The organism is Mesorhizobium sp. B2-4-6 (genome assembly GCF_006442775.1).
Lineage (GTDB): Bacteria > Pseudomonadota > Alphaproteobacteria > Rhizobiales > Rhizobiaceae > Mesorhizobium.
Genome location: NZ_VFVI01000001.1, coordinates 883,395 through 901,930 on the forward strand (window position 1 = coordinate 883,395; position 18,536 = coordinate 901,930).

12 protein-coding genes are annotated in these 18,536 nt (G+C 64.9%); 2 read left to right on the forward strand and 10 right to left on the reverse strand.

Annotated elements, in window-relative coordinates; translation table 11 throughout:
• The first annotated feature begins 40 nt into the window (after positions 1-40).
• The gene (locus FJ957_RS04240; protein WP_246685766.1) at positions 41-544 is read left to right on the forward strand and encodes a gluconokinase; all 504 of its coding nucleotides are present in this window, start codon (positions 41-43) and stop codon (positions 542-544) included.
• A 20-nt stretch (positions 545-564) separates the two neighbouring features.
• Here FJ957_RS04240 and FJ957_RS04245 read toward each other — a convergent pair whose 3' ends face one another.
• The 10 genes from FJ957_RS04245 to FJ957_RS04290 all read right to left on the reverse strand — a co-directional run bounded on the left by FJ957_RS04245 (position 565) and on the right by FJ957_RS04290 (position 16,330).
• The gene (locus FJ957_RS04245) at positions 565-1,710 is read right to left on the reverse strand and encodes a hypothetical protein (protein WP_140828849.1); all 1,146 of its coding nucleotides are present in this window, start codon (positions 1,708-1,710) and stop codon (positions 565-567) included.
• A gap of 163 nt (positions 1,711-1,873) precedes the next feature.
• Entirely contained in the window at positions 1,874-2,323 is a 450-nt protein-coding gene (locus tag FJ957_RS04250; RefSeq protein ID WP_040984137.1) for an Rrf2 family transcriptional regulator, read from the reverse strand.
• A gap of 252 nt (positions 2,324-2,575) precedes the next feature.
• Entirely contained in the window at positions 2,576-3,562 is a 987-nt protein-coding gene (locus FJ957_RS04255) for a sulfate ABC transporter substrate-binding protein (RefSeq protein ID WP_140828851.1), read from the reverse strand.
• Positions 3,563-3,766: 204 nt separating this feature from the next.
• Positions 3,767-4,807 carry a sulfate/molybdate ABC transporter ATP-binding protein gene (locus FJ957_RS04260; protein WP_140828853.1) on the reverse strand — a complete coding sequence of 347 codons (1,041 nt, stop codon included), beginning with the start codon at positions 4,805-4,807 and terminating at the stop codon, positions 3,767-3,769.
• A gap of 72 nt (positions 4,808-4,879) precedes the next feature.
• A complete protein-coding gene (gene cysW / locus FJ957_RS04265) occupies positions 4,880-5,764 on the reverse strand; it encodes a sulfate ABC transporter permease subunit CysW (protein WP_140828854.1) in 885 nt (294 codons plus the stop codon).
• Complete coding sequence (cysT, locus tag FJ957_RS04270) at positions 5,757-6,608, reverse strand: sulfate ABC transporter permease subunit CysT (protein WP_140647976.1); 852 nt, start codon at positions 6,606-6,608, stop codon at positions 5,757-5,759. Before cysT ends, cysW begins: the two co-directional genes overlap by 8 nt.
• A gap of 92 nt (positions 6,609-6,700) precedes the next feature.
• The gene (locus tag FJ957_RS04275) at positions 6,701-7,729 is read right to left on the reverse strand and encodes a sulfate ABC transporter substrate-binding protein (protein ID WP_140828856.1); all 1,029 of its coding nucleotides are present in this window, start codon (positions 7,727-7,729) and stop codon (positions 6,701-6,703) included.
• A 203-nt stretch (positions 7,730-7,932) separates the two neighbouring features.
• A complete protein-coding gene (locus FJ957_RS04280; protein WP_140828858.1) occupies positions 7,933-8,685 on the reverse strand; it encodes a M15 family metallopeptidase in 753 nt (250 codons plus the stop codon).
• 1 nt (position 8,686) lies between these two features.
• The gene (pbpC, locus tag FJ957_RS04285) at positions 8,687-10,792 is read right to left on the reverse strand and encodes a penicillin-binding protein 1C (RefSeq protein ID WP_140828860.1); all 2,106 of its coding nucleotides are present in this window, start codon (positions 10,790-10,792) and stop codon (positions 8,687-8,689) included.
• 57 nt (positions 10,793-10,849) lie between these two features.
• Positions 10,850-16,330 carry an alpha-2-macroglobulin family protein gene (locus tag FJ957_RS04290; RefSeq protein ID WP_140828862.1) on the reverse strand — a complete coding sequence of 1,827 codons (5,481 nt, stop codon included), beginning with the start codon at positions 16,328-16,330 and terminating at the stop codon, positions 10,850-10,852.
• A 276-nt stretch (positions 16,331-16,606) separates the two neighbouring features.
• Here FJ957_RS04290 and FJ957_RS04295 point away from each other — a divergent pair, with 276 nt between their 5' ends.
• A complete protein-coding gene (locus FJ957_RS04295; protein WP_140828863.1) occupies positions 16,607-18,535 on the forward strand; it encodes an autotransporter assembly complex family protein in 1,929 nt (642 codons plus the stop codon).
• Position 18,536: the final 1 nt, after the last annotated feature.

Consider the following 18,536-nt stretch of genomic DNA (forward strand, 5'->3'; position numbering starts at 1 on the left):
GGACGAGGCGAGCGCAAGACCGCAGATACCGGAGCTTGGCATGAACGACCTTCTGGCGGCGCCGGCCATCGTCGTGATGGGTGTCGCCGGCTGCGGCAAGACGGCCGTCGGCGAGGCGCTCGCCAAGGCTCTCGGCGCCGACTTCATCGAAGGAGACAGGCTGCATCCGCCGGAGAACGTGGCGCGCATGGCGCGCGGCGAGCCGCTGACGGACGCGCTGCGCGAGGGCTGGCTCGACGCCATAGGCGAGCACATCGCGGCGTCCGTCGCCGGCGGACGGACAGCCGTGGCGGCCTGCTCGGCGCTAAAGCGCGGCTACCGCGACCGGCTGAGCCGCTTCTGTCCCGACGCAATCTTCCTCTACCTGAAGATCGACCGCGAAACCGCCTGGCGCCGGGTCGCCAATCGCAAGGGCCATTTCATGCCCGCAAGCCTGGTCGACAGCCAGTTCGCCACGCTGGAAGAACCTGCCGCGGACGAACGGGCCGTGACGGTCGACGGAACGCGAAGTGTTGCCGGGATCCTGAAAGGGATCGTGGGTTAATCTAGAACGGTTCTGGCGCTTCAGGCGCCGTCATTGCCGATCGCGGCTTCCGTTGGCCGCTCGGTCAGCCGCACGGCGCTCGACCAGGCCATCATCTGCTCCGGACAGAGTTCGAGCGTTTCCAGCATATGGTCGCGCTTCGACAGGATGTATCCCGCCTGGACGACGAGGTTCTTCGTCGCGGTGTCCCTTGCCGGCGACGCCGGCGCCCGTGCACCCGCGCTCAGTTCGCTGACGATCGCGCGATATTGGCGAAAGGGGACCGTTTCGATCGTCGCCATATGAAACAGCGCCGCGCCCGCGCGCGCGGCGAAGTTTGCCGGCGCCGAGGCGAGATGGGTCCAGCCGCGCTCGCCCATGGCGGCCTCGGTGAAGGTGGAGCCGGCATAGACGGTGTTGGTCATCAGCACCACGCCGTTTGCCTTCAGGGTCTTCTGGATGCGCGTGGTGACCTGGTAGGCGTCGGTGCGCTCAAAGACGATCCGGCTTTTCAGGAACCGGTTCTCGACCTTGACCAATGGCGGGTTGATCACATGGAAGCCGAATTTGCTCGGCGAGAAGCCATGGTACTGCGCGCTTACCTGATGAGCATCGACGCCGGCCTCATGCAAGGCGCGCTTGCCCATGATCGTCTGCGCCGTGAACTGGTCGCACCATATGATGGCGCCGCGCCCGTTGCGCAGGGCTTGTTGGAGGGCTTCGAGGCCTTCCAGCCGGATCGCCGGGGACCAGCGCCAGCCGGCGACGAGATGCGCCGCAAGCGTCAAGCGCCGGCGGTGGATGGCGGCGAGTTGCGCCTCGAACATCTCCCGCGTGTCGACGGCATTGCCGAGCACGGCCTTCACCGCGACGTCGTAGCGGACAAAATCCTTGCGAAAATGACGCCTGCGCCTGAACCTGGACCCCCAGCTGCAGATAGGCCCCCACCAGGAGACCGGCAACATCGCCGCGACGCCGAGATAGAAACAGGACAGCAGACTCTCGCGCAGGTCCCGATTGGAGAAACGGCGCAGTTTTCCGGGGCGGACAACCTTGCGGCTGAAGAAGCGAACGGACTCGTTGCGCTCCGGCACCGGCACGTCGGCAATGATCTCGGTGTGATAGATGTCGTTCGACGATGGTTGCCGGCTGGCCTTGCGGGAATTGCCAAGCCAAGGCAGCCTCATGCGTCAGAGCCCTGTTTCATCCTCCCAGCCGCTTTACTGCCTCCGCGGTAGACTGGCAACCGAGGGCGACAAGTCAGGCCGGCGACTTGTCGTTGGGCGCAATTGCGGACGGAAGGCTGCGGCGAAGGGCGGAACCTGGCCGCTACCGCTTCCTCGAATTGCTTCAAATCTGGGAGGTGAGCTCCGCCGGGAAATCGTCGTTGTCGGCGTCGCGCATGGCGGCGAGGCTGCGGTTGTCGAGCACCTCGGCGATCGCCTGGCGCACTTCCAGCATCATGTGGCGGACCTGGCAGGTGGCCTCGTCGCAATCCTCGCAGCGCTGGTATTGCGTGCGGCTGGCGCAAGGGATCGGCGCCAGCGGGCCGTCGAGCACGCGCACGACATGGCCGATCTTGATCTCGGAAGCGGGCCGCGCGAGGCGGTAGCCGCCTTCCTTGCCCTTGCGGCTCTGGACGAAACCGGCATTGCGTAATTCGCCCAGGATCGCATCCAGGAATTTCTTCGGGATGTTGTTGGCGACAGCGATGTCGTTGACGAATGCAAGCTGGCCAGCCGGCAGGCCGGAAAGATGCACGAGGGCCTTGAGGCCGTATTTGCCTTTTTTGGTCAGCATGCCCGATTCAGTTCATCAAACCCCAATGCGCCTGCATCTGGCGGTTGTTTGTGTGCAAATCATGACAGTTTGACCGCCTAACGTCGCCCTGGCCCAATAGTTTGCCCCGCAGCTTAGGCACAAACGCGTTGATTCTTCGTAACGTTTTTCACGTTGGGGACTGGGCTTTCCCCTGCGAACTCATGCAACCCCGCTTGCATGAAGAAAGCCGGCAAAGCCGGCTTTCTTGCTCTCTTTGATTGTGGAGCTTTTTCAGCGGCTGCCATAGGCCTGATCGAGCAGTCCGCCGGCTGCGAAATGCTCCTTCTGCACCTTTTCCCAGCCGCCGAACACCTCCTCCACGGTCAGCAGCCGTACATCCGGGAAGTCGGCCTTGTGCTTGGCGGCCACCGAGGCGTCGCGAACCCGCAGGCCGTTCCCGGCGGCGATGTCCTGGCCTTCCGGCGTGTAGAGAAAGTCGAGATAGGACTTGGCGAGATCGCGGCTGCCATGCTCGTCGGCGACCTTGTCGACGATGGCTACCGGGAACTCGGCCAGCAGGCTGACCGAAGGCGTGACCTGCTCGAACTTGTCGTCCCCATACTCCTTGCGGATGCCGCGCGTCTCCGATTCGAAGGTGATCAGTACGTCGCCGATCTCACGCTGCACGAAAGTGGTGGTGGCGGCGCGGCCGCCGGTGTCGAAGATCGGCACGTTGTTGAAGAGCTTGGTGATGAACTCCTTCACCTTGGCGTCGTCGCCCTTGAAGGCTTCCTTGGCGTAGGCGGTGGCGGCGAGATAGGTGTAGCGCGCATTGCCGGACGTCTTCGGGTTCGGGAAGATGACCTGGACGTCATCGCGCACCAGATCATTCCAGTCCTTGATGTGCTTGGGGTTGCCGGCGCGCACCAGGAAGGACGGCAGCGAATAGAAGGGCGAGGCGTTGTCGGGGAAATCTTTCTGCCAATCAGCTGAGACCAGCCCTTTCTTGACCAGGAAATCGACGTCGGTGACCTGGTTGAAGGTGACGACATCGGCACCAAGACCTTCGGCGATCGCGCGCGCCTGCGCCGAGGTGCCGGCATGCGACTGATCGACGGTGACGCCGGGGTGCTTGGCGATGAAGGCCTTGTTGACGTCGACGAACAGCTCGCGGCCGACGTCATAGGATGCATTCAAAAGCTTGTCGGCCGACCAGGCTTGGGAGGACGCGAGGACGAGACCGGCAAAAGCTGCAATGCCGAGCAACAGACGCTTCATGAAAACAGGGCTCCTTGGAAATGGATCAAGCTATGGCGAGACCATAGTCGGGAAAGCCTGGTGCGACGAGGCACGCGCTCCGAGAGGTGGGCGAGGGCCTGGAAAATATCTCGCCAAAACAGCTCTTTGCTAGGATTTTCTTCCAAGTCGATTCAAAGACTGCGCCGGGCTGGTGCCGGAGGAGCTGTCAGGCTGAAAGACAGCTCAGGACGTGGGAAAAAGCTTCCAGCGTCGCGGCCTGAAAGCCACCCGGCTCTTCTGTGCCGCGGGATGGTCGACCGGCAGTTCGATCTCGACGCGCTGGCGCTCGCCGCCGATTTCGAGCTCGACGCGCCTGGTGCCGGCAACGCGGCGGCTGGCGGCAACCGTGCCGGCGATGCAACCGCTGCAGCCGTCGAGCAGTTCGACGTCATGCGGGCGGAAGTGGAGAACCGCCTCGCCGGAGGGTGCATGCGGCGCCTGCAGCCCGATCGGCCGGTCGGCGATCCAGATCTCGCCGTTCTCGACCTTGACCGGCAGCGAACTCGACTCGCCGATGAAGGAATAGACGAAGGGCGAGTTCGGCGTGTCATAGATATCGTCGGCGGTGCCGACCTGCTCGATGCGGCCCTGGCTCATGACCACGACGCGGTCGGCGAGCTCCAGCGCCTCTTCCTGGTCATGCGTGACGAAGACGGTCGTGTGGCCGGTGCGGTCGTGGATCGCGCGCAGCCAGCGGCGCAGCTCACGGCGAACCTGCGCGTCGAGCGCGCCGAACGGTTCGTCGAGCAAAAGCACCTTGGGCTCGATCGCCATGGCGCGGGCCAAAGCCACGCGCTGGCGCTGACCGCCGGAAAGCTGCGCCGGATAGCGCTTTTCCAAGCCCGACAGTTGGACGAGGTCGAGCAGTTCCAGCGCCCGGCGGCGGATTTCCTGCGCCGACGGCCTTGCGGCGCCGTGCCTGACCTTCAGGCCGAAGCCGATGTTGTCGGCAACCGTCATGTGGCGGAACAGCGCGTAGTGCTGGAAGACGAAGCCGACATTGCGCTCCTGGATCGATTTCTGCGAGGCGTCCTCGTCGCCGAAGAAGATCGCGCCCTTGGTCGGCCGCTCCAGGCCGGCGATCAGGCGAAGCAGCGTCGTCTTGCCGGAGCCCGACGGCCCGAGCAGCGCGATGAGCTCGCCGGACCTGATGTCGAGCGACACGTCGTGGAGCGCCGGGAACCGCTCGAACTCCTTGCGCACGTTGACGACGCGAACTTCCATGCAAATCCCTCAGTTCCTTGATGCTGTCGTTGCTCCCAAAAGCGCCGGGCACTCTTGGGCGACAGGCAGCGTTCAGTGGCCACGCGTCGCGGCTAGCTCGGCGCCGTAGCGCATCTCGAGAAGCGTTTTCAAGACCAGCGTCACCAGCGCCAGGCCGGCGAGCAGCGAAGCGACGGCAAAGGCGCCCACGGCGTTGTATTCGTTGTAGAGGATCTCGACATGCAGCGGCATGGTGTTGGTGAGGCCGCGTATGTGGCCCGACACCACCGAGACCGCGCCGAACTCCCCCATGGCGCGGGCGTTGCACAGAAGCACGCCGTAGAGCAGTCCCCATTTGACGTTGGGCAGCGTCACATACCAGAAGGCCTGCCAGCCGCTGGCGCCCAGCGAAAGCGCTGCCTCTTCGTCGCCATTGCCCTGTTCCTGCATCAGCGGGATGAGCTCGCGCGCGACGAAGGGGAAGGTGACGAAAATGGTAGCCAGCACGATGCCGGGCACGGCGAAGAGGATGACGATGCCATGCGCCTTCAACCAGGCGCCGAGCAGCCCTTGTGCGCCGAAGAGAAGCACATAGACCAGGCCGGAGATGACCGGCGAGACCGAGAAGGGCAGGTCGATCAGCGTGGTCAGGAACGCCTTGCCCTTGAATTCGAACTTGGCGATCGCCCAGGCTGCCGAGATGCCGAAGACGACGTTGAGCGGCACGGAGATCGCCGCCACAAGCAATGTCAGGCGGATGGCGGAGCGCGTGTCGGGGCCGGAAAGGGCGTCCGTGTAGGCGCCGATGCCTTTGGCAAGCGCCTCGTGGAAGACGATGATCAGCGGCAAGAGCAGGAAGACGGCGAGGAAGGCGAGGGCGATTGCCATCAGCACGGCCTTGACTGGCCGGCTTTCGGTTATCGCTGCCGACTGGCTCTCGTGATGCGGCGCGTAGGATTTGATCTCGGGATCAGCCATAGCGCTTGCGGCTCCATGTCTGGACGAGATTGACGACCAGAAGCATCAGGAAGGACAGCGCCAGCATGATCGCGGCGATCGCGGTCGCCGCCTCGTAATTGTATTCCTCGAGCCTGATCACGATCAGAAGCGGCGCGATCTCCGACTTGAAGGGCAGGTTGCCGGCGATGAAGATGACCGAGCCGTATTCGCCGACGCCGCGCGCGAAGGCGAGCGAGAAGCCGGTGACGATCGCCGGGGCAAGGCCTGGGAAAAGCACGCGGGTGATGATTTGGAAACGGCTGGCGCCGAGCGTGGCGGCGGCTTCCTCGACCTCCTTGTCGATCTCTTCCATGATCGGCTGGACGGTGCGCACGACGAAGGGCAAGCCGATGAACACCAGCGCGATGACGATGCCGAGCGGCGTGTAGGCGACCTTGATGCCGAGCGGCGCCAGGAGATGGCCGATCCAGCCATTCGGCGCATAGAGCGTGGTCAGCGCGATGCCGGCGACGGCCGTGGGCAGCGCGAAGGGCAGGTCGACCATCGCGTCCGCGATGCGGCGGCCGGGAAAGCGGTAGCGGACCAGCACCCAGGCGACGACGGTGCCGAACACGACGTTGACGGCAGCCGCCAGGAAGGCGGTGCCGAAGCTTATCTTCAGCGCGTTGAGGGTGCGTCGGTCGACGGCGATCGCCCAGAAATCGGCCCAGCCGAGCGCTGCCGAACGCCAGACCAGCCCCGAAAGCGGGATGAGGATGATGAGCGTGAGGTAGGCAAGCGAGAAGCCGAGCGTCAATCCGAAGCCCGGAATGACACTCGGCTGTCGGAATCGCCACCCCGCCTTGGCGGGTGCTGTGGTCATGCTGTTCTGGATCGTCCCTTCTATTCAAACCAGAATGGCTTTGCGCGGTCGCATTCGTCCGGCATGCCCGTGAGGCTCACCGGCCATCCGGCTCACTGCGCCGGCTTGTAGATCTGGTCGAATATACCACCGTCGCCGAAATGGTAAGGCTGCGCTTTCTTCCAGCCGCCGAACTGCGGGTCGTCGATGGTGACCAGCTTGATTGCCGGCAGCTTGGCAAGGTCCTCCGCCGTCACCAGGTCGGGCTTGGCCGGGCGATAGTGGTTCTTGGCGATGATGGTCTGGGCTTCCTTGGAATAGAGCCAGCTCAGATAAGCTTCCGCGACCTTGCGCGTGCCCTTGGCATCGACATTGGCGTCGACGACGGCGACCGGCGGCTCCGCCAGGATCGAGGTCGGCGGATAGACGATATCGAAATTGTCGGCGCCGAATTCCTCGAGCGCGAGATAGGCTTCATTCTCCCACGCGATCAGCACGTCGCCCAGGCCCTTCTGCGCGAAGGTCACCGTCGAGCCGCGCGCGCCGGTATCGAGGACCGGGACGTTCGCATAAAGCTTGCCGACAAACTCCTTGGTCTTGGCTTCGTCGCTGCCGTCATTGGCGTTTGCATAGGCCCAGGCGGCAAGATAGTTCCAGCGCGCGCCTCCGGAAGTCTTCGGGTTCGGCGTGATCACCTGGACACCGTCCTTCACCAGATCGCCCCAGTCGTGGATGCCCTTGGGATTGCCCTTGCGCACCAGGAAGATGATGGTGGAGGTGTAGGGTGCCGAGTTGTTCTCGAACTTCGTGCGCCAGTCCGGGTTGATCTTCTTCGTCTTCGAGACGATGGCGTTGATGTCGCCTTCGAGCGCCAGCGTCACGACGTCGGCGTCGAGACCGTCGATCACCGCCCGCGCCTGGGCGCCCGATCCGCCATGCGACTGCTGGATGGTGACGGTTTCGCCGGTCTCCGCCTTCCAGTGCGCGGCAAACGCCTCGTCATAGGCTTTGTAGAGCTCACGTGTCGGGTCGTAGGACACATTCAGAATGGTCGTGTCGGCGAACGCGAAACCGAGCGTGCCGAACTGGACAGATGTGGCGACCAGCGCGCCGAGCAGTTTCCTGAAATGAGGTTTGGTCATTCCCGCCTCCGTTGAACTGCTACGAACTCTACTGAGTTTATAGAATTTGGATGCATTGAATGTTGCCTTTTTCGCCTCCTCGAAGCAATTTCTCGCCGAGCTTGGGCCAGTTGAGGAAATAACTTCCTCAACGCTGACCGCATGGGTTCCCATCAGCCGAGCCAATTAGAAACGCTCGGGGGCAGGTCAAGCCTGGGCACGCCTTAAGGTGCGGTGACCGGAAAATCGAAGCGCTGTTTTGGAAAAGGTTCTTTGGCCAGGGTGAAGTGCCACCATTCGCGCGCATAGTTGCGGAAACCGGCGGCACGCATGGCGGCAAACAGCATCTTGCGGTTCGCTGCCGCTTCGCCGGGAAGAGGGTGGTGCGCCGTCTCGCTCATCGGATCGAAGCAGTCGAAACCGGTGCCGAAGTCGAGCGTGCCGCCGCCCGGCGCGCCGCAGGCCGGATGAACCGGGCTCGCCGCTTCCAGCGTCGCGATGGCAAGGTCGACGGTAGAGCCGCGCGAATGGCTGGACAATTCGCCGATATAGCCCTCGGCGACGAGGTCGCCGCGCTGAACGGCCGGATACCATTGCGGATCCGGCGGGCCGCCTTCTTTTGTCCATTTGCCCATGTCGGCGACGGCGCGCGCCGGACGATAGCAGTCGAAGACGACCAGCGTCAGGCCCTTTTCGGCCATGGCTTTCTGGACGCTGGACAGCGCCTTCGCCGCCTGCGCGGTCAGGATGCAGACCGGCGCGTCATAGCCGTCGGCCTTGCGGTGCAGGAAGTTTTCAAGGCCGGCGTAGCGGATATCCTGGCGGATGGTCGGGTCGACATCGGCGAGCCTGACGAAGCCGGCGGGCAGGGGATCGGCGTGAACTGGGAGCGAGACAGCCGTTAGGACAGCCAGCGCTGCGAGAAATGCTCCGAACATCAGGCTGAGAAACGCAATCTTCTGAATCGCTTGCCGCATCCTATTCGACGAAAACCTTCACGCTCGCCGCGCGGCCAGCCGCGTCGATCACAGTCAGCGTCGAATAGCCGGTGCCGTCCGGTTGCCAGGTCGCGGTGCGGCGGCGGTCGATGCCGGCGAGCGGCTTGCCGTTGGCAAGCCAGCGGAATGGTGCGCGGCCGCCCTGCAGCTTCAGCACCAGCGGCGTGGCATCGGCCGAATTGGTGCCGAGGTCCACGCGGGCGCCATTGGGTGGGAAGACGATCGTCGGCGCGGGCTCGGTGGCGGTGGCCTGCACGAGACCGTCGGCGCCCGCGCCGAAACGGGCGAGCGTCACCGGCAATTCCTCGCGCTTGGGGTTGAAGACGCCCGGCGGCCGGCTGGGCAGCGGCACGCCGGCAAGGCCGGAACGGACGAAGCCCTCGAACAGGATCGGAGCTGCCGAGACATAGCCCGACAGGCCGGGGATCGGGCTGGCATCGGCGCGGCCGACCCACACACCCAGCACGTAGCGGCCGTCGAAGCCGACGGACCAGGCATCGCGATAGCCGTAGGAGGTGCCGGTCTTGTAGGCGATGCCGCGCTGCATTGCGCCTTCCGGCGGCTTCACGCCTGACAGGATGTCGTTGATCTGCCAGGCGGCTTGGTCGTCGAGGATCGTTGCGGTGGTGCGCTCGGCAGTGGCCGGCTCGGTGCCGTCATGCAGCGTATGCATCTTGCCGCCATTGGCGAGCCCCGTATAGAGCTGCACCAGGTCGCGCAAGGTCACGCCGACGCCGCCAAGCCCGATCGCCAGGCCCGGCGCTTCGTTGACCGGCAGGATCGGGTTGACGCCGGCCTGGCGGAACCGTGCCGTCAGGCGCGCCGGACCGACGGCGTCGAGCACCCGGATCGCCGGCACGTTGAGCGAAAGCTGCAAGGCCTGGCGGATCGAGACGTCGCCCTGGTAGCCCATGTCGAAATTCTTCGGACGGTAGCCGCCGAAATCGGCCGGGCTGTCTCCTATGATGGTTTCCTGCGCCACCAGCCCCTGCTCGAAGGCAAGCCCGTAGATGAAGGGTTTCAGCGTCGAGCCGGGCGAGCGCACCACCTTGGTCATGTCGATCCATCCGGAGCGGCTGGCGTCGAAGAAATTGGCGGAGCCGACTTCGCCGAGGATGTCGCCGGTGCGCGCATCGGCCATGACCATGGCGACCGAAAGTTTCGGGCCGAGCTTCCTGGCGGCATCCCTTGCCACCTGTTCCAGCCCCTGCTGCACGCTTTTGCGGATGGTGAGCTGCAGCGGCTTGCCGGGCACGGCCTTGGGCAGCATGGCATAGGAGGCATGCGCGGCCAGCGCCGGCAGTTTTCTGCGCAGGCCGGAGACGTCGTCGAGGGTGGCTCGCTGCGCTTCGCGCTCGCCGAGCAGGCCGGCCGAGACCATGCGGGTGAGCACGCGGTCGCGCGCGGCGTGGGCAATGTCGAGGTTGCGGTCGGGCCGGCGCCTTTCCGGCAATTGCGGCAGCGCCACGAGAAGGGCGGCTTCCGACACGGTGAGCCGCTTCGGCTCCTTGCCGAAATAGGCGAGCGAAGCGGCGCGCACGCCCTCGAGATTGCCGCCATAGGGCGCCAGCGTCAGGTAGCGTTCGAGGATTTCCTGCTTGGAAAGCCGCCGCTCGATCTGGATGGCGCGCAGCATCTGCTTGAGCTTGGAACCGAGGCTGCGGCTGTCGCGGGGCTCGATCAGCCGAGCGAGCTGCATCGACAAGGTCGAGCCGCCGGAGACGATGTGGCCGCTGGTGACGAGCTGGCCGGCGGCGCGGCAGAGCGCCAGCAGATCGACGCCGCGATGATCCCAGAAGCGCTTGTCTTCGTAGGTGACCAGCATGTCGACGAATTGCCTGTCGACCTGGTCGAGGCGGGTTTCGAGCCGCCAGTAGCCGTCCGGCGTCGCGAAGGCGCGCAGCAGCTGACCGTCGCGGTCCTGGACTTCGGTGGAAACCGTCAGTCTGACCGGCAGCGGCGGCGCGAAGGCACGGTCGAGTTCCCAGAGCGCGGCGATCGAAAGCGCGGCGAATCCGGCGAGGCAAAGGCCTGCGATCGCGGTTCGTTTGAGGATTTTTCTGGAGAGCACGGTGCTGCCCCTCATCCGCCTGCCGGCACCTTCTCCCCGCATTGGGACGGGGAGAAGGTGACTGCGACCTTGCTATTCCGACTTGACTTCCATCACGCCGGTGGCGGTGCGGGCCGAGTATTGCGGCCGGTACATATCCTCCACCGTCGCCGCCGGATGGGCGTAGGTGCCCGGCGTCACGGCGCGCACGACATAGGCCAGCGTGATGTTGCGGTCGCCGTCGCCTTCGTTGGGGTTGAAGGCGGCGACGAAGCGGTCGTCGCGGAACTCCAGATGCGCGGCGTCGGTCTGCGCCAGCCAGGAGAAGTTCGACAATTGCGCGCTGGAAACCAGGCTCGGATTGTCGATCTCGAAGCCGGCCGGCAACAGGTCGGTGATCAAGAGCCGCGACGGCCACTTGTTCTGCTCGTAGACCTTGAGCACGACCACGTAGCGCTCGTTCTGCCTGGCCTCGGTGACATTGGCCTCGGTGCCGTCGAGCTTGTAGTAGGTGCGATCGATGGTGAAGCCGTCGCCGCCGGCCGGCAGCGGTTCGACCGGCGCGGCGACCGCGGTGACCACCGTCTGCAGCGGCGTCGCGCCGGTGTTGGCGATGGTGAGCGGGCTGTCGACAAGGTCGCTGCCAGCAACCTGGTCTGAATAACCGCCCGAATGCGGCGCGCCGTTGACGGAAAGCGCGATGGAATCGTTGCCTTCCTTCAGCGCCCGCGCGGCGAGCAGCATCCACGATTCGTCCTGCGTGCTCGTCCAGCGGGCATCGGCGCGCGCCACGCCCACCAGCTTGATCAGCTGCGGCATGATGCTCGGCACCGGCTTCGATTCCGCCGCCAGCGCCAGCATCGCCGCGCCGTCGCGCAGCCGCGAGCCGTAGTCCGAGCGATAGTAGTCGTAGTCGGCTTCCGATTGCGCCAGCCGCAGCGCCGTCTGGAAGGTGGCTTCCGAACGCTGCGTGTCGCCGTAGAGCGCGAGGCTCGCCGCCAACTGAGCGACCGCCATCGGGCTGGAGAAGGCTTCGAGCTGCGTGTCGGCGTAGTAGCGCAGATCGCCGATCGAGGCCTTCTTGTTGCGGGCGAGCACGTAGAGTGCATAGGCGATCTCGCTGCCCTTGTCCTGGACGTCCTGGTCGTAGCCCAGCGAGTTCTGCAGGTTGTTCAGCGCCTGGTTCATCGCCAGCGCGGGCACATCGTATTTCTCCTCGCGCGCCCGGGTCAGGAACTCGGTGACATAGGCGTCGAGCCACAGGTCGCCGGAGCCCGGCCCCCAGAGGCCGAAGCTGCCGCTTGCCGCCTGATAGGACAGGACCTTGTAGATCGCGTCCTGGATGCGCTGATGCAGGTCCGGATCGCTCTCCATGCCGATGCTCTTGGCCATGTCGTTGACATAGAGCAGCGGCATGGCGCGGCTGGTGGTCTGCTCGGCGCAGCCATAGGGATAGCGGTCGAGCGACATAAGAAGCGACGGCACGTCGAGCGCCGAGGACTGCGAAACGCCGACGCTGACCGAGGCGCCGTCGAGCACGCTTGCGGCAAGCAATTCCTTGTCGACGCGCAGCGAGCCGCCATTGGGCTTCAGGTCGACGACCATGCGGTTGGTGACCGGAAGCTGCGCCGGCCGCACCGGCAGATAGAGCGTTTGCTCGACCTCGGTGCCGTCGGCATGCGCGAGCTTGACGGTGAGGGAGGCGTCGCCCGCGGTCTTGGCGACGAGCGGGAAGGTGAGCGATTGCCGCTTGCCCTGGGCGAGCGTCAGCTTCTCGGGCAGCGGCTTGTCGCCGGTCGAAAGGTCGCCGGTCGTGGTGACTGACAGCGCATAGTCGCCGGCCGGGCCATCGGTGTCGGCAATATCGAGGCGCATGGTCGCCGCATCGCCCGGCGCCAGGAAGCGCGGCAGACCGGCGGTGATCACCACCGGATCGCGCACGATGACGTCGGTCTGGGCATGGCCGACCGCATCCTTGGTCCAGGCGACGGCCATGACGCGCACGGTGCCGTTGAACTGCGGGATGTCGAAGTCGATGCGCGCCTTGCCGTTGGCATCGAGTTCGACGGGGCCGGAGAAGAAGGCGACCAACTTTTCGGTCGGCGGGCTGCCTTGCGCCTGCATGTTGGCTCCGTCGCCGCCGGTGCGTATCTTGCCCATGGTGCCGAGCGAGCCATCGATCAGGCGTCCGTAGAGGTCGCGGATCTCCAGCCCCAGCATGCGCTGGCCGAAGAACCAGTCCTCCGGGTCGGGCGCCTTGTAATTGGTGAGGTTGAGGATGCCGACATCGACGGCAGCCACCATCACATAGGCATTGCTGCCGGCCTGGGCGCCGCTGACGGCGACCGGGATCGACAGCTGCTGGCGCGGCAAGGTCTTTTCCGGCGGCGTCAAGCTGACCGCCAGCTTCTTCGAGCCCGGATCGACCGACAGCCATTGGATGCCGATGGCGCGGGCCGGCATGCGCGATTCCTGCGCGTCGCCGGGCCGGAACAAGGTCGCGGTGACATAGGCGCCAGCGCCCCAGTCGTCGCCGACGGGGATGTCGACGGTGCTGCCGCCGGCCGGCACCGCAGCGGTGACCGTCTTCAAAAGCTTCTCGGCGCCGATGGTGACCAGAAGTTCGCCGGCAAAATGCGGCGAGACCTTCAACTTGGCCACTTCGCCGGCGGCGTAAGTATCCTTGTCGAGGGCGATCTCCAGGCCGTCTGGCGTCTCGGTGGTGGTCGAGGCGACGTACCAGCCGGCGTCGAACTCATAGCTGGTCGCCGGACCGTCGGGATCGGCGGTCTCGACCTCGAGCCGGTAACGGCCCCAGTCGACGGGCAGCGATACCGTCGCCTCGCCATCGGCCTTCAGGTCGACCGCGCCGTTGGCTACGGCCTTGGTGAGGTTCACCGCCTCGTAGTTCCAGGAATTGTTGGAGCGGTACCATTGATAGTTCCGCTCGACCTTGACCAGCGACCACTGCGCGCCCTTCAGGTCCTCGCGCTTGCCGTTCGGGTCGACGGCGATGATGCTGAACTTCGCCGTGCCGCCTTGCGGCACCTCATCATCCGCGAAATCGGGGCGAACGCCGATGACGTCGCGCTGTGGGCGAACGCCGATGTCGAGCGAGCGCTCGACGGCGCGGCCGCCGGCCTCGCGCATCCGCACGGTGACCTTGGCGTTGACCAGCTTGGTGGTCGACGGCAACTGGTCGATCGTGACCGGGAAGGTCGCCTTGCCGTCGTCGCCGACGACGGGAAGATTGGCGAGAGGCGTCACGGTCGGCTCGCTCGACTGCTCGTCGGCCAGGCCGAAGGTGAAGTCCTTGAAGCTGTCCCAACTGCTCGTGGTCGACAAAGTCATCTCGCCTTCGAGCGCCAGGCCCGCGGCCGGCGCGCCGTAAAGGAAGCGGCCGTCGACGGTGGCGTTGGCGGTCTCGCCCTGGGCGATCTCCTTCTTGTCGGCGGTCAGGTCGAATTCGATGCGATCCGGCACGAAATCCTCGACCAGGAACATCTGGCTGGCGACCGGCGCCTGCTTGGGATCGGTGTAGATCGACACCGTCCAGGTGCCGCGCATGGCGTTGGCCTCGAGCGGCAGGTCGACGGCGTGGCCGCCGGCGGACTCGCCATTGCTGATGACGCGGCGGCTCTCGACGCCGTCGGGACGCGTGAAGATGAAGGTCAGCGGCAGGTTCTCGACCGCTTTTGCCGCGCCGTCGCGGGCCAGCGCCGCGACATGCACATCCTCGCCGGCGCGGTAGATGCCGCGCTCCGTCCAGGCATAGACGTCGAGCGCGCCTGGCGAGGCGCGCCCCTCGACGCCGCGATCTGACAGGTCGAAGCCGGCCTTGCCCATGTCGAGGAAGACGAAGTCGTTGTCGCCCTGCTTGGCCATCAGCACGGCCGGCACCATGCCGTTTTCGCCGCGGGTGAGGCCAGGATTGAAGACGGCGTGGCCCTGGGCGTCGGTGGTCGCCGTGCCGAGTATCTCGTTGTTCTTGGCAAGCAACGTCAGTTCTGCGCCGGAAATCGGCTTGGCCGAGCCCAGCGAACGGGCAAAGACGTTGAGGCCGTCCTGGCCGGTATAGGTGGAAAGGCCGATGTCGGAGACCACGAACCACTGCGTGGCGCGTGAACCGTAGTCGTCGCTCTTGTCGTCGACCGGCTGCGCGGTCAGCACATAGACGCCGGGCTTGCGCTGCGGGATCGCCTCGTCCACCGGAAACGAAGTGGTAACCTCCTTGTTGAGATCATTGGCGATATCGAGCGTGCCCGACCAGACCGGCGCGCCCATCTGGTCGGAAATGGTGGAGATGTCATAGCCGTCGAGCTGATGCAGGAACTGATAGCCGGACAGAAGCTGCGCCAGCGAACGATCGCCGATGCGGTAGAGCGTCATCTTGGCGGCGTTCATGTTGACGGTGACGACCGGAATGCCGCGGCGCGCGCCGGCCGGCAGCACGAAGCTGTCGCCGGTGAAGCGGGCGGAGGGAGCGCGGTCCTGGACGTAGATCGACAGCACGACGGGCGCGGCGATCGTTTCGCCGATCGCGGCGGGCAGGCCGGCGCGGAATGTCACGTCATAATGCTGGCCGTGCTCCAGGCCTTCGACGCAGATCTGCTTGTCCTTGGCCTCGACGGCCTTGGGCGCGGCGTTGTCGACGGTCACGAACTGCGAGTAGTCGACGCCGGTCTTGACCAGTTCCTCGGAAAACTGGGCGCAGATGCGCGGCGACGAGGAATCGGCATCGACGGTGTGCTCGATGACGCGGAAACCCTTGCGCGCCTTGAGGTCGGCATAGTCGGCCTGGACGGCGGGCGAACTCACCAGCGCAAGGCTCGCCTCATAGGCCTGCAGCGAGGGCCGGTACAGACCGCGCTTGTCGAGGCCGGCGCCAAGCAGGGCCAGCGCCTCGGCGCGGGTCTTTGCGGTGCGCACCAGCTTGTAGGCGTTGAAGGCCGCCGAGGTGGCGTTCATCGGGAACGTCGAGGGTTCGGTGGTGTTCGAGGCCGGCTCCACGGCGAGTATCTCGCGCGCCAGCGCCAGCCACAGCGCGCCGTCATCGGGCAGGACCGAGACCGCCGCCTGGTATTTCTGCATGGCAAGGCGATGGTCGCCGGTAAGTGCTGCCTGCTCGGCGGCCGCCTGCAGGGCAGCAAGCCCCTCGGTCGGCTTGTCATAGGCGGGATCGGTCAGCTTGTTGCGGAACTGCTGAGCCTGGTCGGCCATCCAGTTGGGGAAGAAGGCCAAGGCCGGCGGGGCGCCGATATCCGGATCGCCATCGACATTCGCGACCTTGCCGGCGACGGCGCCGGCGAAGGATTTCAACTGGTTATAGTCGGATTTGAGAAAACACCATTTGGCCTTGGTGTTGTAGGTGAAGGCACGGCAGGCGGGGTCGCCGAGGCACGTGGTCTTGCACTGGTCGAGGCTGACATTCTGCTCCGACCTCAGGTCGAAACCGAAATAGTCGGAATTGTCGGTCGTCACAATTCGCCGGGCTTCGGCCGCTAGTGCCGTGCCGCTGAAGGCAAAAAAGATAACGAGAAGGAACGAGAGACCACGAGCCGCGCGCATTGCCACATCACCCTCCAGACATTGCCAGCGTCCAGGCATGATCAAGCTTCTGCAGGCTTGTCAACGCCGGAGCGCCGCAGGTTTATCACCCGCGAACGGTTTCCATTCCGGCCAAAGGCCGGTATTTCGACAGAACCTCTATGAGACGGATCACACTTTTTTGCGAAAACGCAAAAGGTGTGACTTCCAAGCCCGGTCTATTTCAGACAATTGGATTGTGGCCCCTTTACGAACGTTGCGGAACTTCATTCCAATTTTAGTTTTGTCGACTAGGTTGTCTTAATGCCGGCGCATGAAACGCAGATGTCAGGAGGGTTCGCGCCAGGGCGCGGGCTTCCGCGCGCCCTGCTTTTCGCGCTCATCTGCTCGACCGTGCTGGCCGCGGAGGTACGGCAGGCGGCGGCTTTCGAGATTTTCGGCATCAAGCTTTGGGGTTCGTCCAAGGACGAGGATGCCGACATCGTCGATCCGCTGCGCTATTCGGTGACGATCAACGCGCCTGACGCCGACAAGGATCTGGTCAAGAAGCTCGAAAATGCCTCGGCGCTGAAAAACGACGAGGACCATCCGGTGTCCGGATCGCTCGGCCTGATGGCCAAGGCACGTGGCGATCGCGAACAGCTGGTCGCCGCCCTCTACGCCGATGCCCGCTACGAGGGCGTGGTCACCATCGCGATCGACGGCAAGTCGATCGACGAGTTGCCGCCGGATGCCGAGTTCAAGGGGCCGCAGCCCATTCCGGTGGTCGTCACGGTTTCCCCCGGAGCGAAATTCACGTTGGGCAACATCCGGCTGAAGGGTGATGCGGCGGGATTGGCGGCAGCCGACTTCGGCCTGATTGCCGGCGGCGATGCCGGCTCCGGCGCGGTGCTCAAGGCCGAAGCGCTGATCGTGCGGGCGCTGAAGGAAGAGGGCAGGCCGCTTGCCAAGGTGACGGACCGCGAGATCGTCGCCGAGCACGCCACCTCGACGCTGGACGTGACGCTGACGGTGGCGGCCGGTCCGGTCGCCGGCTATGGCGATACGACCGTCGAGGGCACGGAAAAGGTCGATCGCGACTTCACCGAATACATGACCGGGTTGAAGCGAGGCCAGCAATATTCGCCGCAGGAGATCGACGATGCCCGCGACCGGCTGCTCGGACTTGAAGTCTTCAACAGCGTGACCTTCAAGGAAGGCGACAGCCTCGACGCCAACGGCAACATCCCGATCGATGTCCAGGTGAGCGAGCGCAAGCCACGCTATTTCGGCATCGGCGGCACGTTCTCGAATACGGAAGGCCTCGGGCTCGAAGGCTATTGGGGACACCGCAACCTGTTCGGCCAGGCCGAGAAGCTGCGTATCGACGGCTCGATCAGCGGCATTGGCAGCAACAGCATCTCCGCGCTCAACTACAATGCCGGCGTCATGTTCGAGAAACCGGGCGTGCTCGGGCCGACATCGAAATTCTTCACCGGCATCAAGACGGTGTTCGAACACCCCGATGCCTATGATCATTTCTCGGTCAAGGGCGACGTCGGCGTTTCCTACGACCTCGACAAGAAGCAGCGGGTCTCGGCCGAATTCGACCTCGATTATTCGAAGATCACCGACGCCTTCGGCAAGCATACCTATCTGATCGCCAGCGTGCCGTTGCAATATGTCTATGACAGCCGCGACAACAAGCTGAACCCGACCAGGGGGTTCCGCTTCCTCGCGTATGCCGAGCCGAGCTACGACATATTGAACGGCGCGACCTTCCTGAAGCTGAAGGGCGAGGGCTACACCTACCAGTCGCTCGACACGGCGAGCAGGTTCGTGCTCGCCGAACGCGCGACGCTCGGCTCGATCGTCGGCACCGGGCTGCAGAACGTGCCCGCCGACCGGCGCTTCTATTCCGGCGGCGGCGGCTCGGTGCGCGGCTATTCCTACCAGGGCATCGGCCCGAAGGATATCGACGGCCAGCCGATCGGCGGTCTCTCCTTCTTCGAAACCTCGGTCGAGATGCGCATCGGCGTCACCGACACGATCGGCATTGTCCCGTTCGTCGATGCCGGCACGGTCTCGACCAAATCCTTCCCGGATTTCTCGGATGTGAAGGTCGGCGCCGGCGTCGGCCTGCGCTACATCACGCCGTTCGGGCCGCTGCGCATCGACGCGGCCGTGCCGCTCAACCGCGATCCGGGCGATCCGCATTTCGGTATCTATGCCGGCATCGGTCAGGCGTTCTGAC